This window comes from Allorhizobium ampelinum S4 (assembly GCF_000016285.1).
Taxonomy (GTDB): domain Bacteria; phylum Pseudomonadota; class Alphaproteobacteria; order Rhizobiales; family Rhizobiaceae; genus Allorhizobium; species Allorhizobium ampelinum.
Map to the genome: position 1 here is coordinate 2,530,073 of NC_011989.1, position 20,414 is coordinate 2,550,486.

At 58.4% G+C, this 20,414-nt stretch carries 29 protein-coding genes and 1 pseudogene; 5 read left to right on the top strand and 25 right to left on the bottom strand.

Features of this window, described 5'->3' with window-relative positions; genetic code table 11:
* The first annotated feature begins 36 nt into the window (after positions 1–36).
* The 5 genes from AVI_RS12015 to istB all read left to right on the top strand — a co-directional run bounded on the left by AVI_RS12015 (position 37) and on the right by istB (position 5,594).
* The gene (locus tag AVI_RS12015) at positions 37–447 is read left to right on the top strand and encodes a hypothetical protein (RefSeq protein WP_041696866.1); all 411 of its coding nucleotides are present in this window, start codon (positions 37–39) and stop codon (positions 445–447) included.
* A gap of 906 nt (positions 448–1,353) precedes the next feature.
* On the top strand, positions 1,354–1,851 hold the full coding sequence (locus AVI_RS12025) for a DUF4365 domain-containing protein (protein ID WP_015916609.1): 498 nt from the start codon (positions 1,354–1,356) through the stop codon (positions 1,849–1,851).
* Entirely contained in the window at positions 1,848–2,984 is a 1,137-nt protein-coding gene (locus AVI_RS12030; RefSeq protein WP_015916610.1) for a hypothetical protein, read from the top strand. The genes AVI_RS12025 and AVI_RS12030 overlap by 4 nt, the downstream gene beginning before the upstream one ends.
* 308 nt (positions 2,985–3,292) lie before the next feature.
* Positions 3,293–4,810: an IS21 family transposase gene (istA, locus tag AVI_RS12035; RefSeq protein WP_015914912.1), complete on the top strand. Its 1,518-nt coding sequence runs from the start codon at positions 3,293–3,295 to the stop codon at positions 4,808–4,810.
* Complete coding sequence (gene istB / locus AVI_RS29625; protein ID WP_015915598.1) at positions 4,800–5,594, top strand: IS21-like element helper ATPase IstB; 795 nt, start codon at positions 4,800–4,802, stop codon at positions 5,592–5,594. The genes istA and istB overlap by 11 nt, the downstream gene beginning before the upstream one ends.
* A gap of 639 nt (positions 5,595–6,233) precedes the next feature.
* Here the strand turns inward: istB and AVI_RS31425 are convergent.
* From AVI_RS31425 to AVI_RS12150, 25 genes and pseudogenes are all read right to left on the bottom strand, one after another.
* Positions 6,234–6,782, bottom strand: a pseudogene (locus tag AVI_RS31425) (phage head morphogenesis protein); the annotation flags it as partial.
* On the bottom strand, positions 6,779–8,332 hold the full coding sequence (locus AVI_RS12050) for a DUF935 domain-containing protein (protein WP_015916611.1): 1,554 nt from the start codon (positions 8,330–8,332) through the stop codon (positions 6,779–6,781). The gene AVI_RS12050 and the pseudogene AVI_RS31425, both read right to left, overlap by 4 nt.
* Positions 8,332–9,690, bottom strand: coding sequence for a terminase large subunit domain-containing protein (locus AVI_RS12055; RefSeq protein ID WP_015916612.1), 1,359 nt, complete (start codon positions 9,688–9,690; stop codon positions 8,332–8,334). Before AVI_RS12055 ends, AVI_RS12050 begins: the two co-directional genes overlap by 1 nt.
* Entirely contained in the window at positions 9,687–10,286 is a 600-nt protein-coding gene (locus tag AVI_RS12060; RefSeq protein ID WP_015916613.1) for a DUF3486 family protein, read from the bottom strand. Before AVI_RS12060 ends, AVI_RS12055 begins: the two co-directional genes overlap by 4 nt.
* A gap of 2 nt (positions 10,287–10,288) precedes the next feature.
* Positions 10,289–10,606: a hypothetical protein gene (locus tag AVI_RS12065; RefSeq protein WP_041696869.1), complete on the bottom strand. Its 318-nt coding sequence runs from the start codon at positions 10,604–10,606 to the stop codon at positions 10,289–10,291.
* Positions 10,587–10,970, bottom strand: coding sequence for a DUF2730 family protein (locus tag AVI_RS12070; RefSeq protein WP_015916614.1), 384 nt, complete (start codon positions 10,968–10,970; stop codon positions 10,587–10,589). Before AVI_RS12070 ends, AVI_RS12065 begins: the two co-directional genes overlap by 20 nt.
* Positions 10,967–11,185 carry a TraR/DksA C4-type zinc finger protein gene (locus AVI_RS12075; RefSeq protein WP_015916615.1) on the bottom strand — a complete coding sequence of 73 codons (219 nt, stop codon included), beginning with the start codon at positions 11,183–11,185 and terminating at the stop codon, positions 10,967–10,969. Before AVI_RS12075 ends, AVI_RS12070 begins: the two co-directional genes overlap by 4 nt.
* Complete coding sequence (locus tag AVI_RS29630; protein ID WP_234627339.1) at positions 11,175–11,369, bottom strand: hypothetical protein; 195 nt, start codon at positions 11,367–11,369, stop codon at positions 11,175–11,177. The genes AVI_RS12075 and AVI_RS29630 overlap by 11 nt, the downstream gene beginning before the upstream one ends.
* A 10-nt stretch (positions 11,370–11,379) precedes the next feature.
* Complete coding sequence (locus tag AVI_RS12080) at positions 11,380–11,733, bottom strand: hypothetical protein (RefSeq protein ID WP_015916616.1); 354 nt, start codon at positions 11,731–11,733, stop codon at positions 11,380–11,382.
* Positions 11,730–12,002, bottom strand: coding sequence for a hypothetical protein (locus tag AVI_RS12085; protein WP_015916617.1), 273 nt, complete (start codon positions 12,000–12,002; stop codon positions 11,730–11,732). The genes AVI_RS12080 and AVI_RS12085 overlap by 4 nt, the downstream gene beginning before the upstream one ends.
* Positions 12,002–12,178 (bottom strand): hypothetical protein, encoded by a 177-nt coding sequence (locus tag AVI_RS31110; RefSeq protein ID WP_156753215.1) that lies wholly within the window; start codon positions 12,176–12,178, stop codon positions 12,002–12,004. The genes AVI_RS12085 and AVI_RS31110 overlap by 1 nt, the downstream gene beginning before the upstream one ends.
* Complete coding sequence (locus AVI_RS12090; protein ID WP_080517022.1) at positions 12,175–12,681, bottom strand: M15 family metallopeptidase; 507 nt, start codon at positions 12,679–12,681, stop codon at positions 12,175–12,177. The genes AVI_RS31110 and AVI_RS12090 overlap by 4 nt, the downstream gene beginning before the upstream one ends.
* Before the next feature lie 100 nt (positions 12,682–12,781).
* A complete protein-coding gene (locus tag AVI_RS12095; RefSeq protein WP_041696871.1) occupies positions 12,782–13,141 on the bottom strand; it encodes a hypothetical protein in 360 nt (119 codons plus the stop codon).
* Positions 13,134–13,787 (bottom strand): regulatory protein GemA, encoded by a 654-nt coding sequence (locus tag AVI_RS12100; RefSeq protein ID WP_015916619.1) that lies wholly within the window; start codon positions 13,785–13,787, stop codon positions 13,134–13,136. The genes AVI_RS12095 and AVI_RS12100 overlap by 8 nt, the downstream gene beginning before the upstream one ends.
* Positions 13,784–14,020 carry a hypothetical protein gene (locus AVI_RS12105; RefSeq protein WP_041696873.1) on the bottom strand — a complete coding sequence of 79 codons (237 nt, stop codon included), beginning with the start codon at positions 14,018–14,020 and terminating at the stop codon, positions 13,784–13,786. The genes AVI_RS12100 and AVI_RS12105 overlap by 4 nt, the downstream gene beginning before the upstream one ends.
* Before the next feature lie 11 nt (positions 14,021–14,031).
* A complete protein-coding gene (locus AVI_RS12110; protein ID WP_015916620.1) occupies positions 14,032–14,685 on the bottom strand; it encodes a DUF3164 family protein in 654 nt (217 codons plus the stop codon).
* Between the two features lie 4 nt (positions 14,686–14,689).
* Complete coding sequence (locus AVI_RS12115) at positions 14,690–14,971, bottom strand: hypothetical protein (RefSeq protein ID WP_041696875.1); 282 nt, start codon at positions 14,969–14,971, stop codon at positions 14,690–14,692.
* Positions 14,968–15,297: a hypothetical protein gene (locus AVI_RS12120; RefSeq protein WP_041696877.1), complete on the bottom strand. Its 330-nt coding sequence runs from the start codon at positions 15,295–15,297 to the stop codon at positions 14,968–14,970. Before AVI_RS12120 ends, AVI_RS12115 begins: the two co-directional genes overlap by 4 nt.
* Complete coding sequence (locus tag AVI_RS12125) at positions 15,294–15,578, bottom strand: hypothetical protein (protein ID WP_041696878.1); 285 nt, start codon at positions 15,576–15,578, stop codon at positions 15,294–15,296. The genes AVI_RS12120 and AVI_RS12125 overlap by 4 nt, the downstream gene beginning before the upstream one ends.
* On the bottom strand, positions 15,575–16,618 hold the full coding sequence (locus AVI_RS12130) for an AAA family ATPase (RefSeq protein WP_015916622.1): 1,044 nt from the start codon (positions 16,616–16,618) through the stop codon (positions 15,575–15,577). Before AVI_RS12130 ends, AVI_RS12125 begins: the two co-directional genes overlap by 4 nt.
* A gap of 37 nt (positions 16,619–16,655) precedes the next feature.
* Positions 16,656–18,722 carry a transposase domain-containing protein gene (locus tag AVI_RS12135; RefSeq protein ID WP_015916623.1) on the bottom strand — a complete coding sequence of 689 codons (2,067 nt, stop codon included), beginning with the start codon at positions 18,720–18,722 and terminating at the stop codon, positions 16,656–16,658.
* Entirely contained in the window at positions 18,719–19,183 is a 465-nt protein-coding gene (locus AVI_RS12140; RefSeq protein ID WP_015916624.1) for a hypothetical protein, read from the bottom strand. The genes AVI_RS12135 and AVI_RS12140 overlap by 4 nt, the downstream gene beginning before the upstream one ends.
* Positions 19,180–19,551 (bottom strand): hypothetical protein, encoded by a 372-nt coding sequence (locus tag AVI_RS31115; protein WP_187152358.1) that lies wholly within the window; start codon positions 19,549–19,551, stop codon positions 19,180–19,182. The genes AVI_RS12140 and AVI_RS31115 overlap by 4 nt, the downstream gene beginning before the upstream one ends.
* A 44-nt stretch (positions 19,552–19,595) precedes the next feature.
* Entirely contained in the window at positions 19,596–20,036 is a 441-nt protein-coding gene (locus AVI_RS31120) for a ParB/RepB/Spo0J family partition protein (protein WP_187152359.1), read from the bottom strand.
* Positions 20,036–20,386: a hypothetical protein gene (locus tag AVI_RS12150; protein WP_015916625.1), complete on the bottom strand. Its 351-nt coding sequence runs from the start codon at positions 20,384–20,386 to the stop codon at positions 20,036–20,038. The genes AVI_RS31120 and AVI_RS12150 overlap by 1 nt, the downstream gene beginning before the upstream one ends.
* Positions 20,387–20,414 lie beyond the last annotated feature (28 nt).

Below are 20,414 nucleotides of genomic sequence, written 5' to 3' on the forward strand. Positions count from 1 at the left end.
TAGGTATAGGGCAGTTTTATATTAGGGGGAATTGTAATGCAAAATTTGATAATTTTCGTGCTACTAGGCGTTCTGGCTGGATGTCAGAATGTTGACTCTTCATCTACAGCGTACGTAGCCAATTATCCGATCCGGCCTTACGCTATCGACAAAGAAGATGCCGCTGCCATCGAAATTGCTGTAAGGAACGAACTAAAAGACCCGTTAAGTGCCATACTGGGAGAGGCACGCGCAACCATTGACGGGAAAAATGTGGTCCATGTTTGCGGGATGGTAAATGCACGAAATAGCTTTGGTGGATACACTGGATTTGTACTTTATCAGGGCATATTAGCCACTAATGTGTACAACAAGAGAGTTTTCGCTGTGATCGGCATGGGTGGTTCGCCAGGAGATATTCCGAGCCAAAGCATAGCGATTATGTGCAAAAGGAATGGTATAAACTGACGTTGCCTTACTCTCTCTGCGATACGAGGATGAGAAGTATGGAAATCGATTGGAAACAGGCGCCAAAGGCTGCTCGATGGTGGGCTGTCGACGCAAACGGAGATGCACACTGGTTCTGTGCGCCAAATGTAGCCGCCTTCACTGACTTTTGGTTTTCAGAGCCGGTCAAAGCCCCACTATTTGGCTTTACCGGCGACTGGAGGAAAAGCCTTATTGAGCGGCCACCGTTGAAATTATCTAACACGTCATAAAAATCGGTAGAAAATTATATTTTTCAATATCTTATCATAAATACCAGAGATAATTTCAGCGTGAAATTATCTAAATTGGATTTTTGCCTACAATCTGTCGAATATAGGCAGCGCACCGGCAAACCGTGACAATCCCTCCAGCCTTGAGATTTCAATGATTTGAAGGCGCTCAAACCCCTTTTGAGGACACTTTGAGGGCCGACTTGAAGCCATGCCTGTTTTTGGTCTAAATGGCTGCCGAACGGACATCATGATCGTGCCATGCTGTCAAAATAGTGCCAACCGTCTCGCCGCACGATCCGCACCAAGCGCCTGAAAAATAAGGCGTTCCCGCGCATTCCCACATAATCCCGGATATTCCCGTATTTTCCAGATACTGGTGTCAGACAACACTCGCCGCACACTTCCGGAAGTTTGACACCCAAAACCGGAAAAATGAAATTTGAAAAATCGCTTATGGATCGTAAGCTATTGCGGATGATACGCCTCCTGCGAGAACCGCAGCTCCGGATTTCGTTTGCGTAAGTTCCAAAAGCCGAGACTTGGTCATCGACTATTTCATGCGTAACAGGATAACTCTTCGCTAACGCTGACGACTCATCTACCAATAGTTTACAAACAGTTGGTAAAATCGTTGTCGTAGCGGGGGGGGCTTATGACCGATTCACTTTTAGCCGATACTGACATAGAAGAAGGGGTTTCCAAGGCGTATGTTCATGCGGTCGCTGTCGCAGCCGGATACGTAACTTCCCTGAAAGATTTCGACCGTGACGGAGTCGACGTGACTATCGAGGCCGGAAGCGTTTTTCGTCCAAAGATAGACCTACAACTGAAGTCGACCATTAATCTGCCTCTAGTCGATGGTAAATTAGTGCTCCCGTTGAAGGTGCGGAATTATAATCTGCTGACCATTAAGACCCAAACTCCACGCCTTCTCGTGGTGATGCACCTCCCGAAGGAAAAGGTAGACTGGATCAATATGCATCCCGAGCAGTTGGTACTCCGAAATTGCGCATATTGGCACGTACTTGAAGGAATGGCTGAAACTACCAACAGCACGTCTGTCACTGTCTACATTCCGCAAGCCAATCGATTTAATAAAGACACCTTGGTTGAACTCATGGAGAAGTCTCGAAGTGGAAGCCTCCTATGAACGCACCTTTCGTTGACCTTTCGGCTGTTAGGGCTGTATCGCCCACATCATTAAGCGCCTACGTGCGAGCCGAAGGTTGGACCAAGCAGGAGCGGTTTGGCGAACACAGCGATGTTTATGCCCGCGACCTTGCACCTGAACTGATCATACCTGGAACGACAAAATTGGGTGATTATCCCGAAGTCGTATTGGCAATTATTCGCACACTCGCAAAGTTCGAGGGCCGAACGGAGGCCCAAGTATTTAAAGATCTTTCAGTCTCTGACCGCGATGTGGTTCGCATTAGGGCGCCAGAGGCATTCGATGACGGCTCCTTGCAGGTCGATGCCGGCGTGAACATCTTCGCATTCGGTCGCGATCTTCTTCTTTCTGCGGCGTGCTCCGCCATCGAGCCGCGCACTGTGTTTCGTGCAGGAAAGAATAAGGACGCCGTCGAATATATGAATCGTGTTAGGTTGGGGCAGACCGAACAAGGCAGTTTCATCATTACCTTACTCGCTCCGGTTCCACCATTATTGGAACCGGCACAGCCCGACCTGTGGCCAGTCACCGCCGAAGAACCCTACGATCGGATGGTAACTCGGTTCCTCGCTGACGGTGTCGAGGCCGCTAGCCACGCTGCGGAGCAGGTAGCCCGTGGAGACAGCGTTGATGCGTTCAATCGGGCGGTGAAGCATGGGGTCAGTGCCAATCTGTGTGAAGCCCTATCAAGCCTGATAAATATTGGTCATGGTCTTGACGTGTCGGTCACCTGGTCGCGTACCCGCCCAACTCCTGAGCCGCGCCGCACAGTAAGGTTCACGAGAGAGGAAGGCGAGGTCCTCAAAGAAGCCGCCCGAGTTTTACGTACGCAGGAGCCTCGCCTTGACGAGGAACTCCAAGGTTACATCGTCGCAGCAGGACGCAGCCTAGCACAGGTAGATGGACAAGTTACCCTTAAGACATTTGTTGACGGGAAGCCCGTTTCGGTCAAAACAAAAGTTCCAGCCGAAACCTATAGTCTTGCCTTGACTGCGCACGACGATAAAGTGGCGGTAGCTATTACTGGTGATCTTCGCCGTGAAGGCCAGCGCTGGCGGTTAGATAATCCACGCAACTTGGCTCTGATGCCTGACGAAGCTGCTTCGGCCTAGAATTTTACATTCCTCCCAGAGCGTGAAGCTCCCACAGAAAATGGCGCCAGCAGTCGCTTGAAGCAAAGAACGCCACGAGACCAAAAACTCGCTGCGCAGGCTCTTCGCCACGCAAATTGCTGAACTGGGCGTTCAATTTGAAAGTCAAATTTGGCTCTCCGATGACGTGGGGACCCATGACCGCATTACAAGAGAGTGTTGGTTTCCACGCAGAACTGAGCCGGTTAGGCGGATAATTTCCATTGAGAATTGAGCCATGTGAACCTTCCCCCAACGCGGTGAGCGACGGGGGCAACGGAGTGATCCACATGGGACTTTTAAACATCATCCGTCGGATGGCGCTGCGTGAGAAGCAGTCGATCCGCGAGATCAGCCGGCGTACTGGGCTGTCACGTAACACGATCGCAAAGTATTTGAACGCTGGCACGATCGAGCCGACGTTTACGGTACCGGAGCGACCGAGCAAGCTTGATCCTTTCGCCGACAAACTTTCTGGCTGGCTGAAGACCGAGGCAGGGCGGTCGCGCAAGCAGCGCCGAACGCTGAAGCAGCTTCATGCCGATCTTGTGGCTCTCGGCTTTACCGGCTCTTATGGCCGGGTCGCCGCGTTCGCCCGTGAGTGGCAGGCTGAGCAGCAGACGGCGGGCCGCGGCATATTCGTACCGTTATCATTCCGCCCAGGTGAAGCATTCCAATTCGATTGGAGTGAAGATTATGCCGTGATCGCTGGCGAGCGTGTGAAGCTTCAGGTCGCACATATCAAGCTATCGCACAGTCGGGCCTTTCTGGTCAGGGCTTACCTGCTGCAAACGCACGAGATGCTCTTCGATGCTCACTGGCACGGCTTCCGGGTCTTCGGCGGTGTGCCTGCGCGAGGGATTTATGACAATATGCGCACAGCCGTTGATCGGGTCGGCCGTGGCAAGGAGCGGCAGGTCAATATCCGTTTCCTGGCGATGACGAACCACTACGTCTTTGCGCCCGAATTCTGCAATCCAGCGGCCGGTTGGGAAAAGGGTCAGGTCGAGAAGAACGTCCAGGATGCCCGACCACGCTTGTGGCAACAGATGCCAGACTTTCCAAATCTGATGGCGTTGAATGACTGGCTGGAGCAACATTGCCAGGAGCTGTGGCGGGAGACGCTGCATGGCACCTTGTCAGGCACGATCGCGGATGTTTGGGCCGATGAGCGGGCAGCATTGATGGCGCTCCCTGCCATGTTTGACGGCTTCGTCGAGCAGAGCAAGCGCGTCTCACCAACATGCCTGATCACCTTCGAGCGTAATCGTTACAGCGTGCCAGCATCATTTGCGAACCGGCCCGTCAGCCTGCGGATATACCCAGACCGACTGGTTGTTGCGGCCGAGGGAAACATTCTGTGTGAACACGCGCGGATTATTGAGCGCAGCCACAAGCTACCGCGAACGATCTACGACTGGCGGCATTACCTTGCCGTCATCCAACGCAAGCCCGGAGCCCTACGCAATGGCGCACCGTTTTTAGAATTACCGTCTGCCTTTCGACAACTACAGGAGCAGATGCTTCGTCGTCCTGGCGGTGATCGTGAGATGGCCGATATCCTTGCCCTTGTCCTTCATCACGACGAACAGGCCGTACTCCGTGCTGTGGAGTTGGCTCTGGATGCGGGCGTGGCGACCAAGACGCATGTAATGAACCTGCTGCATCGGTTGATTGACGGCAAGACCACCGATGGTCCCGATATCGACACGCCACAGGCGCTAACCTTGTTGCGTGAACCCAAGGCCAATGTCGAACGCTATGACGGTTTACGTGTCCGCATCGTGGGAGGTCGCCATGCGTCATGATCCTGCCAGTGCTGCCGTCGTCATCATGCTGCGTAGTCTGAAGATGTATGGCATGGCCCAGGCCGTCACGGACCTGATCGAGCAAGGTGCTCCGGCTTTCGACGCTGCCGTGCCGATCCTGTCCCAGTTACTGAAAGCCGAGGTGGCCGAGCGTGAGATCCGCTCCATCGCCTATCATATGAAGGTCGCCCGCTTTCCTGCCTACAAGGACCTCTCCGGCTTCGACTTCGCCACCAGCGAAATCGTTGAGGCGACGGTGCGCCAACTGCACCGATGCGACTTCATGGACGGAGCACAGAACATTGTCCTCGTTGGCGGGCCGGGCACAGGCAAAACACACGTCGCGACCGCGCTTGGTGTCCAGGCCATCGAACATCACCGCCGAAAGGTCCGCTTCTTCTCGACCATCGAACTGGTCAATGCGCTTGAGCAGGAGAAAGCAAAGGGCAAGGCAGGTCAGATCGCCGAGACCTTGGTTCGCCTCGATCTGCTGATCCTCGATGAACTCGGATACCTTCCGTTCAGCGCCTCAGGTGGAGCGCTGCTGTTCCACCTGTTGAGCAAGCTTTATGAGCGCACCAGCGTCATCATCACCACCAACCTCAGCTTCAGCGAATGGGCGACCGTCTTCGGCGACGCCAAAATGACGACCGCGTTGCTCGACCGCCTGACCCACCGTTGCCATATCCTGGAAACAGGAAACGACAGCTTCCGCTTCAAGGCCAGTTCGGCCGCAGCAGCACAGAAGAGAGGAGAAAAGACCAGCACCTTGACTAAAGCCTGAGCAGAAAACCATACTCAGAGGTGGCTCACTTCTCGGTGGAAAAACCGGCTCAGTTCCGCGTGGAAACCAACAGTCGAACACATAGAGGAGCGCACCGTCGCGCCGATCGCGCAGCACCGCCCTTGGTCGGCTGAGATGGGCAGGCAACTGCCTGAGTGCCGCCATATCGACAGTCTTGCCTACCCCTGCTTTAGCGTCGCGGATCATATGCAGGGCTGCCTGCTGGGTCAGGGTAATGGCACCCGACTGCGGCGTAAGCCCGCCCTGGGCAAGCGAGGCCAGAACATCTTCCGAGAGAGCACCAACCACGACAATGGAGCGATCGACACGCCCGCCAGCCGTCGCCGCATCGAGCCAGCGGGCAAAGTCATCGCCGAGCGGCCTGATCAGCCAGTCGGGATCCTTGTTGACCTGGGCGGCCATGATCGGCGGCGCATCGATCAGCTTTTCCGCCGCATCAAAGGCCCGAAAGCCAGCCTTGCCGGGATTATGATCCCAGCCTGGATCGATGCCGCGCGGGATCATCCGGATTTCGCCCGTGCGCTTGTTGGTAAACGCCACGAAATCATCATCAGGCGGCGTGAACGTCAATTCACCCCGCATGCGCTCGACATCGCGATCCGACAGGCTTTGCAAGGTGCAGCGGCAATTCCAGCCACATGGTGGCGCCCAGGTGTCCCAATAGGGATGATCGACGGGCAAGCAGAGATTATGCCGCTTGCGATGTTCCGGCCGGGTCCGATCATCGAGAATACAGACATAACGCAGCCACGGCCGGCGCGCCTTGTTGCGCTCGAAGGCCGCCCAATGGCCGGCGGCATAAGAGACACGAAGGTTCGCGTTGAAGATCAGCTGCAGACGGCGAACCGATCCAAGCTGCGCCGGCCCCTGTTTGCCGGTCAGCGGATCAGTCACCTCCTGGACGCCCCACCATCCCTTGGCCTGCAGGATGGGTGTGATGTCCTTGACCGCTTTATCGACGGATATGCCGTCTTCAACGACGGTTTGAATGCCATTGAACAGGTCAGTCAGGATGTCGAAGCCAGCGGATTTGGCAACAGTGAACTGATTGGCATGTTCCTCGCCGTAAGTGTCCTGCCAGGAAAAGGACGGCGAGAGTGTTTCACCGCGTGCCTTCAGCGCCTTGATGGCGTCTTCGGGTTTAAGGGCGGCAATCGTCGCCGTCATGAGAGCGCCTCATCTGCCTCGCCCGAAATCCTGGCTGAGAAAGCGGCGCGCGCGAGCTGCTCGACAAAAGCGTTGACGCCCATGGCGCTCACCTGGGCTGCCAGGAGCGCCTGGGTTTCCTCCAGCGTCGTCACCTTGCTCAAGGCATCGGCCAAACCATCGACGACAGGCGGGGTCATTTCCCTCCAATCCTCGGCCGCGATCTTGGCAGCTGCGACATCGATCGCGTCCCGATCGCCCCCCGCCATCTGACTTTGCGCAGCGACCTTTGGCGGTGGAGCATCTTCCTGGTCGGACGATGGTGCCGGCGTTGCCGCCTTTGGCACGAGCAGCTCCTCGTCCGCGTCCGGATCCGGCAGACCCAGCTTGTCACGCATCGTTGACATGCCAACTTTGAGGCCAAGCGGCACCAACTTGACGACGTTGGCAACGAGATCATTGACGTCGGTTTCATCCGGCCGGCCGATGCGGATCTTCGGGTATTTTTTGCGCGAGCCCAAATTGAGCGCGACCAGCGGAATGACGAGGTCGCGGTTGAGTGTCGAGGCCAGTTGCCGGGCATCGGCCCGCTCGATATCGTCACGCACGCCGTCATGCACCTTGCCGACGGCATAACCGCCAGCCTGCGCATCCGTCGTCGCGGTCTGACCAAGCACGAGCTTGGAGATCTGACGGTCGAGCCAATCGGCGCGCCGCTCATAAAGATCGATGCTGCCGAAGAGCTGAGCCTGTACGAACTCGACCGCCATGCTTTCCGGGATGGTCGCGGCAAAGTCGGCCGCAATGCTGCTGACGGCGCGCAGCAGGACTTCCTTGTCCTTTTCGGAAGCGCTCAAGCCATATTTGCCGAGGCGCAACGGCTGCCCGTAGGCCTCGCAGAAAATCGCCCAATCTGTCGCCGTGAAGGTCTTGAACAGATACGCCCAGGCCGCCGAGCGCGCCAAGCCGCCTCGGATCGGAAGGCCGGACTTGATCTTGGCTTTGTGCACGATCCACTTCGCCGGCCAGAGATCCTCATCGCCTGCGGCACCACGCAGCCGAAGTGTCTCACCATCGTCGCGATCAAACACGAACCAGCGCGGATCGCGCCACTTCAGTGCCTCGATCGTCCACTGGCCCTCGGATGTATCCCAAATGATTTCGGTGGCGGAAAAGCCTTTACCGACCGCATCGAGTATATCGAACAGCTCGTCTTCAAGATCGTCGCGGCCGATGACGTCACGCACCAGATCGGCCGCTGCGACATCATCGGCGCTATCGCTTGCGGCCTCGACCGTAATCTCCAGGCCCGCGACCTGGCGCTTTCGAACGCCAAGCACGCCGGCATAATGCTCGTTGCGTTCCTCCATGTCTTCGGCAAGCTCGAGATAGCGCTCTGGGTCGCCGTCGATCGACTCCCTGAGGATCCGCGCCAGCTTCGGCGGTGTCAGCCCCGGTGCCTGATGATTGCCGACAGGACGGCGAACACCGGTCACCGTAGGTGCCGCCTGCTCTTGTCTGATCTGGCCGCTGCTGATCGGATTGCCGTATTGGTCGAGGATCTGGGCCATCAATAGCCTCCACGTCTGTTGCGCATTGAGGAGACGCGGTAGGGCTCATCGTCACCCTGCTGTTCTGAGAACTTGGATGGTGGTGCCGGCGCTGGCTGATAGGCGTATTCACCCACGATGCCGTCGGCAGCATGGATGCCCAGGAACGCTGCCCAGGTGCGGTCGGCGTGATCGTCATCGCGCTCGGCCACAAAGCGTGGCGCGCCAGTGGCAGACGCCACCTTGCGCAGTTTGTGAAGATCAGCGCGCAGCTTCTGATCGCCCTGGCTGATGCGCACGGTGCGATCCTCGAACCGCTCCTTGCCGCGCGTTGCCATGACCAGCTTGTTCGGGCCGGTAAACAACACGCCTTCAACCCGGCTGCCATAGCGGATCTGTGCGTCTTCCGTGACTTTCTCGCCCATGCCGGTCTGGTCGATACATGCCCGGCCGACGCGGTAGCGGGTCATGACATCATCGAAGGCTTCGTCCATTTCGGCAAAGGTGGCGCGCTTCTGCTCGATCCGCTCACGCTCCCAAAGCACATCGCCGATCTGCTCCCAGACCCAGATGACATGCAGGTCCTCGCGTCGGCCGATATCGCGGCCGACGAAGCAAACATTGCCCTGATAGCCTTCAGGGTCTCCGGCACGCTCATCCTCGCAAGACGAAATCAGATCGTAGGATAGCCAGGCGCTTGCCTCGTCCAACCACTTCAGTTCGAACTCCTGCGCCCAGCTATCCTCATCTGCCAGACCGGCGCGCAGCTCTTCGATGTCGCGCGGCAACCCATCCCGCACCGCCTGATAGATATCAACGACGTGGCGGCTCCAGGGATCATCGATTGGCCCGGTTGCCAGCTCATAGAACTTATTGCTTTTGCCGTTCGGTGTGGACGTGACGCGGATATTCCAGCCCTTGGAAATGACTGGAAACAACGCCCGCCAAATTTGCTGGCTGTCTTTGTGGAAAGCGAATTCATCGAGAAAGACATTGGCGGAAAAGCCGCGTGCCGTGTCCGGATTAGCAGGCAGCGCTGTGATCTTGGAGCCATGAGGCAACGTGACCTCCAGCGCCTTATGGGTGCCGCTCTCGCCTTCCCAATCGAATTCAGCCTCCTGAAACGCCAAGTCATAGGCCTTGCAATGGACCTTGATGCCCTCGTTCATGGCTTCCCGCGCCTGGCGTTCACCACGCGACAGGATCACCCAGCGTTCGCGCTTGCCGGAGACAGCCGCTTCAAAGCAGGTGTCCACGGTCTCCAGCGTCGTCGTAAAGGTCTTGCCGGTCTGGCGGGCAAACATGCCGAGCTTGAAGCGCGAGCGATCGAGCAGCCAGCGCTGCTGATAGCCATAAAGCGGGACGGCAGGCGACTTCATTTCTCAAAAATCCCGTAGATGTCTTCGCGGATCTTGCGCAGAACCTCCTGCCCATCAGGCTTGCCCTGGGCTTCCATCTGGTTGGAAACCGTCGCAAAGACCTTGTCGGCCTTTTGCTTGAAATCAGCCTCGACCTTGCGCCTGCGATCCGAAGACACGGTTTGCGCCTGGGTGGAAGCGCGCAGCGCATTGGCCAGAGCCATCGCGCCCTTCGGATCGATGCCGCTTTCGCCCTTGCTGGTGAGCAGTTCAAAGATCAGTGTCTTGATTGCCTCGGCCGCGATCAAGGTCAGATCGTCGCTGGACTGGGCATCGAACTTGCCGGCAATTGCCGTGGCGATCTCGCGGGTCTCATCCAGCCGTCGGGTCATCGATGCCAGGCGCACGGAGTACCGATTGAAAGAGCTGAATGACGGGATACAGATCTCCAGCTCGCCGCGATATTCCCGATCGAGCGCCTGGAGCTTGGAGACGAACTCCTTATAAAGGTCAGTCTGCGTCCGGTCGCGGTCCTGCAGGGCGTCGGATGCCCAGGCAACGATCGGTCCGCATTCTTCCGGCAACAGTTCGATACCGCTTAAGCGCCCGCGCCCCATGATCAGATCCCCGGCCGGCGCGGGCGCGCAACGCCCTCGATGGTGATTTCACGATCCAGGTGCCGCTTGCCATGGTCGGACAAAGTGGCGAGCTTGATCTCGTCATCGATATCGATGACTGTCAGCGCACCGAGGTTCCGCAGATATTCGATCTGCTGGTTGAGCCAGGGCCGATCCTGATAGATAGCATTCAGGCGCAATGCCGGAGCCAGCAAGGCAGACGAAAGGCTTTCGCTTTGCTGCTTTGCCAGCTCCTGGAGAATGACCAGACGGGCTTTCTCCCTGGTCAGCTTTTCATAATCAACCGCGATGCTGCTCATTCTTTGCTTGCTCCAAAAGGACTTCGTTCAGCCGCTCGCCCATGGCCTGGATGGGGGCTAGTTTTTGCTCCATGGCCGAAAATCGGCCTGCTTGTGCGACTTCGATTGTGTTGAGACGCCCGGCGATTTCCGCCATCGACAGTTCGAGGCGATGGGTCGTGCCGCGATCAGGAAGGTGCTTCAGCTCACTTTCGAGCGACTGGATACGCCGGTCGTATTCAACCAGCTTGGCTTCCGCTTTCACCATGCGCTCTTCGAGCTTCTTCTCGCCGGTCGACATCATGGTGCGAAACTGCGTGAGCAGGTTGATGCTGTTGAGCGCCAACGAGATCAGAACGCCGATGGCTGTCATATCGAGGATCATCGACAGTAGACCTCACGCTCAATCGAAACCTGGCAGTCGAAGCACCGGATGGCGGATGGATAGGCAAACCGGCGCGCCTGCGGAATGGCTCGGCCGCAATCCAGGCATTCCGTTGCACCGGCCTTCTTCAGGTCGGCGCGGGCCGCTGCCACCTTGGCGTCACGCTCTTGTTCGATCCGCTCTTCGGCCAGTTCGAAATGAAGGTTACTGAGCATGGGTTCCCCCCGAAACAGCGGCAGCCCGGCGCGCTTCGCAGGCCCTGAGAGCCGTCCTGTCCTTGCCCCAATAGGATGCGCTTTCCGGCTCGCTCAGCCTTCGATCCGGCAGTGGAACCGGAGGATCGCACGGCAACTTGGCGGCGGCGGGAACGTCACGCTCGACATAAACGGTCTTGACCACGGGCGGGGTCTCAGCGTTGGTTGAGCAGCCGGACGCGGTCGCGGCCAATGCCACCAGTGCCATCATCCGGCAGAGACGCATTCTGTTTCTCCAGTGCATCGGCACGCTGATTGGCGGCCTCGATCTGATCACGGGCGGCGTCCTGCGCTGCCATGGTTTGCTTGAGGGTCTCGGCAATCTTGGCCTGGGCCTGCGCGTTCGATGTCTCGATCTCGCCTTTCCAATAAGCATCGCGCTCGTTGCGGGCAGCGCTGGCGGCCTTATCGATCATGCCGTCGATTGTGCCGATCGCAGCCACTCCGCCCCAGATGATGGCGGCAAGAGCCGCAAGGGCAGCCAGGCCGGCGATAACGTAACGGCTCATGACTGACCTCCGGCGGGAGGCTCAAGGCACGGCGGATCCGGCTTTACACCCCGCGTCATTGCCCGCATGTCCAGAGAGCCGAAGGCACGATGCACACCCAGCAGCGCAACGATCAGGCCGACCATGCTTGGCACTGTGACATTTCCGAACGCCACGGCCTGGTCAGAGCCAAGGCAAGCGGCGATGGTGAGCGCCAGGATGACAGTCCAGGCCAAGGCACCGGAACACCAGAGCCATTGCTTGGACGTGGTGTAGGACGGCTTTTGCATCAGTCGTCACTCCATGTCTGGCTGACCATCCAGGCGAAGGGGATGGCCAGCAAACCGCAGGCAACCGCGTGCAAAAAGCCTGTGCCGATGACCCAGCCTGAAGCGACGGAGACAAACAGGTAGACGGCGACGAACAGCACCGTCATCCCGATCTTGCGTTTGAGGCTGATCTTCATACGATCGCCGCCTGAAAATGCATGCCGTCACGGCGTTGCGGCGACCAGCGTCCACCCCAGATCCAGTTCTCGGCTTCAAAGGCTTCGACAACGCGCGGGTCCATGTCCGGCGTCGGATCGCCAAGCGCATTGTGTGTCGGGTCCATATCGACGGCGCAGCCATAGGCATGCATGGAGAGAGCGGCCTTGCCCCGCATCAGCCGCCAGTTATAGCCACCACCGATCAGATGCAGGTTCTTGGCTTCAATGGTCTTCTGGGACTTGCCGAACACATCCCAGATATTGCCGAGGACGCGACCGAGGCTGCCAGCGACCTTGGTGTGGACGCGGAACGATTTAAGCGGGATGGTTTTGTCCCAGGCCGCTACGGCCCTCCACGGGATTGGAACAAGGACCAGGCTTGCCCTTTCCCAGGCTGGATCAGGTCCGGCAACGCCTTTGGAGATTTTGAGGTTCTTGCCGTAGAAATCGGCAGCGGCAGACTGTTGAGGCCAATTGGTCATGATCGTTCCCAGCATAAGAAAACAGCCGGGCAAGACCGGCTTTGCTGAGGACGATTCTGATCGTTATGGGCGCATCAAAACAGCCGCAAGGGTTTGCGGGTCAGAGGCCGAAAAGGTCGAGTTGAGAGCTTTCGCCGGCTTTAAGCCAGTTGCGAATGGTGACATCGGTGGTGTGAAGTTCCCGGGCGATGTCGTTGGTGGTGAAGCCCTTATTATACTTTAAATGGGCGGCAATAAAGGGCTTTCCGGTCGGGCAGCGGAACCCGCCGGGACCGATATGTCGGGCAAGTTCAGTTGCCGCCACCTTGCCGATCGCCCGCGCCACCGGCGAACGATCCTGCGGGTTTTCCGAGAGATAGACGTAGGACCCGCCGAAGGCCAACAGGAACTGAACGGTCTTTTCGATACCGATCGCCGTCACATAGGGCTGGATATGGGCGGGGACGCGGATCTCAGCCACGGACCTGGTCTCCTCGATCCCGGATGCGCTGGCCCAGTGCATTCATCACCATCTGCCAGTGGCTTGCCTTGAGATCGCCAATCCAGCTCACCTGTTCACCAGCAAGGGAGATAATCTCGGCATCAAAGCCCTGGCGAACCATCAGGCTGCAGCCGGGATGCAGGATCTTCCACTGCGCCCAGGCGATCTTTGCCCCGTCGCTGGCCAGCCAATCATACCCATTGGTATTCCCAAAGCCGACGCCAGCTTCACGGGAGAGCCAACGTTTCAGACCCTCGATGGCCGATTTCGCATCGTCGGCATGGTGCAGGAACCGGACGTGATCCAATCCGGTCTGACGGGTCACAAAGGCGATAAGGGCCGTATCCTCCCGGTTCTCAACAACACCGAGGTTCCAGCCCGCGATCCACAACGCCTGGAGCTTCTTTGCGTACCGGCCAGCAAGCGGCTTGCGCCTGCCTGCTGCGGCCGGAGCCGGAGCAAAACCTTCACCCCGGAACACCTTCAGCACCTTCTGGCGCTCGGCCTCTGTCATGTCTTTGGCGGATGGCTTGCCGGTGATGTTTTTGAGCTTGGCCCGGTAGGTGTCCTCATCCAGGCCGAGCTGCTTCTTGGCGACGTGAATGGCGGCGATGGAGGAGGTCATGCCGCCCCCGCTAAATCCGCTTCCACCATCAAATGGGCCGCCGCGACCTGCGACGGCGTCGGGCATGGCTCGTTAGCGTTGATGACATTGAGGATGCCGCTCACCCCGAAGGTCGCCCCGCATTCATAGCGCACCAACAGCATACGTTCCTGCTGTTCGGTAACGGGCATGGCGGGCTGACCGCAGACCGGGCAAGTCTTTTCACCCTTCAGCTTTGTATAAAGAGCCATCATCGCTATTCTCCTCACACCTTCGCCAGATCGATCGTCACCGCCTGCCAGCCATCGGCCGCACTCTGGCGCGTGTAGAACCGCACATATTCTTTGGACCCGGTCACCGTGATCGAGTTCCGGATCGCCTCCATCGCCCGCTTCCAGCGCTGATCTTCAATGTCGAGGCGCAGAAGCATGAACAGCTCCGATTTGTTGATCTGGCCTTCCTTGTCGGTATTGAAGGCGCGCGTCACGATGGCCTGGATTTCCGGGCGGCTTTCCGCCGACCATTCCGTCAGGCATTCGTCGATCAGGCCCTTGGCGATCTGGAGCTGCGGCCCAAAGCTGATCTGGTCGGAAACCTGCACCACGACTTTCATCTTGCCATCGACGGTCTGGTAGGTCCGGTTGCCCTTCTGCCCACCAATCTTGGCACCGTATTCCTGGGCGAGCAGCGCATCGAACGCGCCGAGATCAGCTACCGTATGCCCCCGAAACCTCGCAATCCGGGCTGAAAGCTCGATGGCGTATTTCATGATCTTGCGGACGGTCTCGTCCTGCAATTTGTCTTCCGGCTTGATATTGGCGGTCGGCAGAAGATTGCCCTTGGCATCTTCCATGAACGGCCGGCCGTTGATGATGGTGATGCCGTAATCGCTGGTTTCTTCGAGAATAATCGCTTCCATGTTGCTAATCCCTGATGGTTTTGACGGCGTTTCGAACGCCTTTTGAAGCCGCCAGGAGGGCGTTTAGCGCGCGTCTTTCATCGCGTGTGCCTTCGCTGGCTTCGTAGCGGTTAAGAGCGTGCCAGAGTGTGCGGCCCGCCTGGATCAATGCCTGTATAGGAGGGCGGCGCAGAACGGCCGCCTCGTCCTCGCGCTCTGCCGCCCGCAGGGCCTTGATCACCAACGGACCGACGGCATCGGCCAGCTGATCGACAGGGATCTCTACGGGAACGACGAGCTTTTTCATGCGGCGTCTCCACCGTCATATGGCCCGCTGCCGCAGGGATCGATGACACGAACCCGGGTTGGAAAGCGCACCACGTTACCGGCAGCGATATCGATCATCGGGCCGGGCTTGCGCCGATCCGATCCCCCCTCGCCGGCCGTCTGAAGGCGATGCTCGAGAATGCGCATTTCCTCTTCCATATCGCGCGACAGTTCTCGAACTGTCCTGAGATTGGTCAGGAGCTTGGTGACATGATCAGGTGCCAGTTGAAGACCGGTCTGCTCGAATTCGCGCAAGCGCTGGCAGATCGAGTGGATCAGATCCGAAGGACGTGGAGCGCAATTCATGAGCGGCCTCCGAAATCCGGCCGGATGATCTTGGCATCGGCATCCTTGGCCAGACCGGCGAACTGTTCGCTGGCCAGTTCATCGACAATCTGTCGCCCTGCTTTGCCAGCCTCCGTCAGCCGGTGAACGGCAAGCTCCTGTTCCATGTTTCTGGCAAGCCTGGTCAGGCCATCGAGAAAGTCGGCTTCCAGCAGCAGTTCCGTGGTCTGGATCGACGGCCAGTCTGCCATACGACGAATGCGACCGACGGCAGCGTGAAGTTCCTTGTGGAGGCTGATCATGCCATATCCTCCACATCGCGGTTCTTCCAGGCGGCCTGGATGAACTTGAGGCTGACCTCGGTCCCCTCACCCGTTGCCACCATCCGGGCCATACGCATGGTCTTTTCGATCTGGCGGAATGCCCCGCCCTTCATGCCAATGCCCATCAGAAACTTGATGCAGGCCGGATCGGTCACGCTCCAGGCGGCAATATAGGTTTGCAGATCCTCGGGGTATGGCTGCACCCGTTGCAGACGCTTGCCGATTCGGCTTTTCAGCTGGGCATAGGATGGCCCCTGCCTGCCTCGGGTAAAGCGGCTGTAGACCTCGGAATTGCCGACAACCGCCACCCCGCATCTGTAGACGTCAACGAAATGACGCAGCTGGTTGAGCGCTTCATCATTCAGATGTTGGCCCTCATCGACAATCAACAAAGTGCCGTCGCCGGTGCGTTTCAGCTTGCCGCCAATGGCACGGGCCAGCCGGGCGGGGTTATTCTCCTGAACGCCCAATTGCTCGGCCAGCTCGGTCAACATGCCATGCACCGTCTTGGTGCTTTCCGAGACGGTGGCGTGATAGACATGCGGGCGCGTGTTGGTGAAATATTCGCAGGCCGCCGTCTTGCCCATGCCTGCACCCAGCGTGATCATCACCAGATCCGGGCAAATCTGCGCCCAGGTCAGGGTTTCCAACACTTCGGCAGAGCCGCGCAATTGCATGAATGAGGGCGCTTGCGGGATCATCGCGGCCACGCTGGCAGCGGCCTGCAATGCATCCAGCCATTGTTCGATCATCGCGTTGTGGTTATCCAGCCGCCCTTCATAACGCCCGGAAAACCACTGGCTGAACGTTGCGTCCTTCATGCCTGAACGGCGGGTGACCTCAGCCTTTGTCCAGCGGAACTGGCGGGCAACGGCAATCACCCGGTCGACCAGCTCCCACCATTTTTCGATATCGGCCTCGCTCTTGTTGGCCGAGACTTCCGGGGCCTGCAATGGCCGCTCCCACGATCCGCCATTCAGCTGACCGGTCGGGGGGCTTGTGAAAACATGTTTGTTCATCTAACTATAGCTCCGTCAAATAGCCCATTCGGGCCTGTTATCGGGCAGTCCTAGGACTGCCCTTCTTTTTTCCGGAACCGTACGCATTACTCTTCGGCTCGTTGTTCCCGGCATCCGAAACACGCGACACCGGGCTATTCCCTCTCGGGAATTCAATGACCCCACCGCCCTGAACCAGGCCCAGCGCGCGGGAAAAACTGTCTTCGAAATGTTGATCCGAAATCGCCTCGACCGGCGCTTCCACCTGCTGGCTGCGGGTGATTAACCGCGTCACGGCGGGCCGGATCGGCTCTGGGGTGTCCACTGGCTTGGGCTTGGATCCCTTGTAATAGATCTCGCCAAGCTGCTGGGCGCTGAGGGCTGCTTCCGCATCGGCCTTAAGGCGCACCGCCTTCTTGTGGGTGTTGGCAAGACGAGAATGCGCACGCGCATCGTCCCTGCTGTTGAAGCCCGCATCATCCATGCAGCCGGCTTCGCAGATCAACCGGTTCTTCAGGTCATAAACCCTGATCGGCTTATGAAGTGCATCGGGGTCAAACCGGATGATGACCTGCTTTCCAGCCCATTCGTTCAGGGCTGGATCAAAATAGCGGTTCCCCTGGAAATGAACCCCGCCATTCGATTTCTGGGTCCTGATCGCCTCAGATGCCAACATCCAAAGCGAGGACTGCGCCTTGGATGGCACCCGAACAATTGTGGTCGGCGCGGCCATGGAGGCGGCAAAGGTCTCATCAAAACTGCGGCCTTTGCAGTTCTCGGCCCGGCGTCCCTCCTGCGCATTATGCTCGACAATCTGCGCCGCCACGTGCGCGCGAAAATCGTCAAGCGGAATGGCCCGCTCCATGTAGTTTTCCGGCTTGGCATCAGGCTTGTTGCCGGTATATGCCCCGGCGCAAAACGGATGCTTGGAGATGTTTTCCGCCAGATCGCGCCAGGCGCGCTCGATCGGCTTGGACTGGCCGGAATATGGCCGCGTCCAGTGAACTTCGATGCCGAGCGTGGTCAAAAGACCGCGCGGATCCTCCGGCTTCACCTTGAAACGGAAACGATTGACCGTGCCACCGGTGATCCACTTGCTGGCAAAGGCCCTGCCATTGTCGATGTAGATGTCTTCCGGGATACCGAAGGTCTCGACCATGTCGCCGATCACCAGCCGCACCGCTTCCCATGTTTCGGCTTCCGACAACCGCCATGCAACGATCTTGCCTGAGAAGAGATCCTGAATGCCGATGATGAAAAAGCGCACCGGCTTTTTCGACCAGGGAACCGAAACGAACACGTCGATCTTGTGGCCATCCATATTGACCATCTGCATCGCATGTAGATGCGCGCGGCTGCGGCGCTGGGCCGGATAGAGTGCCTTCGCCTTGTCCCTGCCCTCGCGCTTCATCAGCGTCACGGCCTTGCCGACTTCGCGGTCGAAACGGCGGCGCAGCGACCGCTCGGACGGGATAGGTGACCAATGTTCGCGCTTGGCGACCTTCATCATCCGGCGATAGCAGGCGGCAAAAGCAGGCTTTTCAGGCCGCAGATAATCGGACTTCAGAAACACCCAGGCTTCAGGATGGATGTCAGCCATGTCAGGCATGATCTCGAAGCTGGGCGAAAGAGACGGAGCCAAAGCCGCCAACCAGTCTTCGCGGCTCAGATCCTTGGTGAGCGCCTTCCAGGCATAATAGGCTGACTTCTGGACACCGGCATCGGCCGTGGCAATGGTGATCGCGGCGCCTCGGGTCACACCCGGCTGGGCAGCCAGCGCTTCCACCCGGCAAAGCACATCCAGACGGTTTTTGCAGATCTCTCGATGCTCGTTTGAAAGCCGTTCAAACCGCGCCCAAATCCGGTTTTTACGAGCCATGATCGCCTGCCATTGTTCGGGCGTTTGCGATCCCTCAGCAATCGTCAGCCGTGTCTGCGCAGCATGCGGCAGGAGGGAGACATGATATTCCCAGACCTTTTTGGTTGCGCCTGCGACCTGCCGCGCCAGGCCGTCGTGGCCCCTCCAATATTGGCTGGTGGCAAGCCGATGCAGGCTCGCAACATTGTGCGGCAGATCCGGCAGCTTCAGCTCCGCAAGCTCGGCTAGCGAAAACCACTCCTTCATGACCGCCCCCTGGAAACCAGCGTCACCGGGCGCGCACTTTGGCGGCGGATTTCCGCCTCGATGCGCTTGCGCTCCTGCCGCAGCCTGGAGATCTCGGCCAATCGCGCCTCGTCACCGATCAACACGGTCACGCCCTGAACAGAGGCAACCTCATCCCAAAGCCAGAGCGCGCCCGTGGCATGAACAAAGGCCGTGAAGCGGATCAGCGTCACATCGTGACCATTGCGGCTTTCGGCGGTATAGGCGTCCAGCGTGGCCTTGCTGACATTCGGTAGGCCGAGATAGTGCGCCATGCGGGCGGCGATGGTGGGTCGGTCATAGTCGCATTCGCGGATGGCGCGGGCCATCGCCCGTTTGATTTTGGCGCGGTAGCGATCAATATCGACCTGCTTTGCGCCATCGCGCACCGGGAACACCGGGTGGGCGAAAAAGTCGAGCTGGGAAGGGTCCGGCTTGCTCATTGGGCAGCCTCTTGAACATCATCCAGAAGACCGATGGATTGCAGGAAGCGCTGGCGTGTTGCCTCATCGGCCCCCTTCCAGGCCGTCTTCAGCTGATGAAGAACGATCGCCTGCTTGTCGGCCTCCGAGATCGGCGGTGCTGGATCTTTCGCCCAGGCCAGAACCTTTTTGATATCCGGTTCCTTCTCCAGCCCGGCAACAATCCCGGCCTGCTTGCTCGGACCAGCTTTGGCGAGCTTGAGCAGCAGCGATTGGTTGTCGGCGGCAGGGGTGCCGCGAAGCGCGGTACGAAGTGCGGGGGAAAGGCTTTGTGCGATCCTGTTGAGGCGCTCTATGGACCGCTTTGAAAAGCCAAGGCGTTCAGCCACATGTTCAGAGAAGCCTTGGCCAGCCTCTTCTTGAAACAAAAGTGCTAAATTTGCTCATCCCCGACCGAAGCGACAACTTGTCGCTTCGATTGTTTGAGGTTATTGGCGGGATCAATTTTCCCATACTTCTGCTCCCACACATCGCGGTAGCTCTGCACAAAAATCGCCCGGTCAATCACCGAAAGCTCGTTGCGAAAAAGGTTCTCGGTAATCTCAAGCAACTGCGCCTCGGCCTTGTCGGCCTCAACCACCATGGCCTCGATTTCGCTTTCGTCATTCAGCACCATGGCCCGCAGGCGATGAGCGCCGGCGACAAGCGTATAGTTTCCGCCCTTGGCAGCCCGGGTGCTACGCACGGTGATCGGGTTGAGCAGCCCATGTTCGACAATGCTCTTGGCAATCGCCAGGGCATGATCTTCCTCGACAGCCCGCAGGCGCTCTGGAACCACGATCTGGTCAATGGGAATGGTTTTGAACTCGGCCATCAGGCAGCGTCCTCCATGCGGGCAGTCAGCGAGCCGCGGGCCGCAGCCGCCATCCGGCAATAATGCTGTTCAAATCGTGGGGTCTGCAGGCGGCGGTCGATCGTTCGAAGCGCCCGGTTGACGGCCTCGCGGGAGCGCTCCTGATGCTCCACCACCCGCCGTTTGGGGATCAGAAACACCCGAACCATCAGGTGAATAACCACCTGCCGGGCCAATGCCGCATCGAACCATTCATGCGGCGGATCGATGATCGCCTGGACTGTGAGATGCGGAAAACCGTCATGCACAGCCATCACGCAGGCATGAAACGCCCCGTCATGCAGCGATGCCTGGGAGTGGAGGTTCAGCATGAGCACCCCCCGATTTTCGCGGTCACCC

What these genes read in the sequence shown, in the direction of transcription:
- AVI_RS12015 (WP_041696866.1), top strand. Translation starts at nt 37, where the DNA reads ATGCAAAATTTGATAATTTTCGTGCTACTAGGCGTTCTGGCTGGATGT.
- AVI_RS12025 (WP_015916609.1), top strand. Translation starts at nt 1,354, where the DNA reads ATGACCGATTCACTTTTAGCCGATACTGACATAGAAGAAGGGGTTTCC.
- AVI_RS12030 (WP_015916610.1), top strand. Translation starts at nt 1,848, where the DNA reads ATGAACGCACCTTTCGTTGACCTTTCGGCTGTTAGGGCTGTATCGCCC.
- istA (WP_015914912.1), top strand. Translation starts at nt 3,293, where the DNA reads ATGGGACTTTTAAACATCATCCGTCGGATGGCGCTGCGTGAGAAGCAG.
- istB (WP_015915598.1), top strand. Translation starts at nt 4,800, where the DNA reads ATGCGTCATGATCCTGCCAGTGCTGCCGTCGTCATCATGCTGCGTAGT.
- AVI_RS12050 (WP_015916611.1), bottom strand. Translation starts at nt 8,332, where the DNA reads ATGGCCCAGATCCTCGACCAATACGGCAATCCGATCAGCAGCGGCCAG.
- AVI_RS12055 (WP_015916612.1), bottom strand. Translation starts at nt 9,690, where the DNA reads ATGAAGTCGCCTGCCGTCCCGCTTTATGGCTATCAGCAGCGCTGGCTG.
- AVI_RS12060 (WP_015916613.1), bottom strand. Translation starts at nt 10,286, where the DNA reads ATGGGGCGCGGGCGCTTAAGCGGTATCGAACTGTTGCCGGAAGAATGC.
- AVI_RS12065 (WP_041696869.1), bottom strand. Translation starts at nt 10,606, where the DNA reads ATGAGCAGCATCGCGGTTGATTATGAAAAGCTGACCAGGGAGAAAGCC.
- AVI_RS12070 (WP_015916614.1), bottom strand. Translation starts at nt 10,970, where the DNA reads ATGATCCTCGATATGACAGCCATCGGCGTTCTGATCTCGTTGGCGCTC.
- AVI_RS12075 (WP_015916615.1), bottom strand. Translation starts at nt 11,185, where the DNA reads ATGCTCAGTAACCTTCATTTCGAACTGGCCGAAGAGCGGATCGAACAA.
- AVI_RS12080 (WP_015916616.1), bottom strand. Translation starts at nt 11,733, where the DNA reads ATGAGCCGTTACGTTATCGCCGGCCTGGCTGCCCTTGCGGCTCTTGCC.
- AVI_RS12085 (WP_015916617.1), bottom strand. Translation starts at nt 12,002, where the DNA reads ATGCAAAAGCCGTCCTACACCACGTCCAAGCAATGGCTCTGGTGTTCC.
- AVI_RS31110 (WP_156753215.1), bottom strand. Translation starts at nt 12,178, where the DNA reads ATGAAGATCAGCCTCAAACGCAAGATCGGGATGACGGTGCTGTTCGTC.
- AVI_RS12090 (WP_080517022.1), bottom strand. Translation starts at nt 12,681, where the DNA reads ATGACCAATTGGCCTCAACAGTCTGCCGCTGCCGATTTCTACGGCAAG.
- AVI_RS12100 (WP_015916619.1), bottom strand. Translation starts at nt 13,787, where the DNA reads ATGACCTCCTCCATCGCCGCCATTCACGTCGCCAAGAAGCAGCTCGGC.
- AVI_RS12105 (WP_041696873.1), bottom strand. Translation starts at nt 14,020, where the DNA reads ATGATGGCTCTTTATACAAAGCTGAAGGGTGAAAAGACTTGCCCGGTC.
- AVI_RS12110 (WP_015916620.1), bottom strand. Translation starts at nt 14,685, where the DNA reads ATGGAAGCGATTATTCTCGAAGAAACCAGCGATTACGGCATCACCATC.
- AVI_RS12115 (WP_041696875.1), bottom strand. Translation starts at nt 14,971, where the DNA reads ATGAAAAAGCTCGTCGTTCCCGTAGAGATCCCTGTCGATCAGCTGGCC.
- AVI_RS12120 (WP_041696877.1), bottom strand. Translation starts at nt 15,297, where the DNA reads ATGAATTGCGCTCCACGTCCTTCGGATCTGATCCACTCGATCTGCCAG.
- AVI_RS12125 (WP_041696878.1), bottom strand. Translation starts at nt 15,578, where the DNA reads ATGATCAGCCTCCACAAGGAACTTCACGCTGCCGTCGGTCGCATTCGT.
- AVI_RS12130 (WP_015916622.1), bottom strand. Translation starts at nt 16,618, where the DNA reads ATGAACAAACATGTTTTCACAAGCCCCCCGACCGGTCAGCTGAATGGC.
- AVI_RS12135 (WP_015916623.1), bottom strand. Translation starts at nt 18,722, where the DNA reads ATGAAGGAGTGGTTTTCGCTAGCCGAGCTTGCGGAGCTGAAGCTGCCG.
- AVI_RS12140 (WP_015916624.1), bottom strand. Translation starts at nt 19,183, where the DNA reads ATGAGCAAGCCGGACCCTTCCCAGCTCGACTTTTTCGCCCACCCGGTG.
- AVI_RS31120 (WP_187152359.1), bottom strand. Translation starts at nt 20,036, where the DNA reads ATGGCCGAGTTCAAAACCATTCCCATTGACCAGATCGTGGTTCCAGAG.
- AVI_RS12150 (WP_015916625.1), bottom strand. Translation starts at nt 20,386, where the DNA reads ATGCTGAACCTCCACTCCCAGGCATCGCTGCATGACGGGGCGTTTCAT.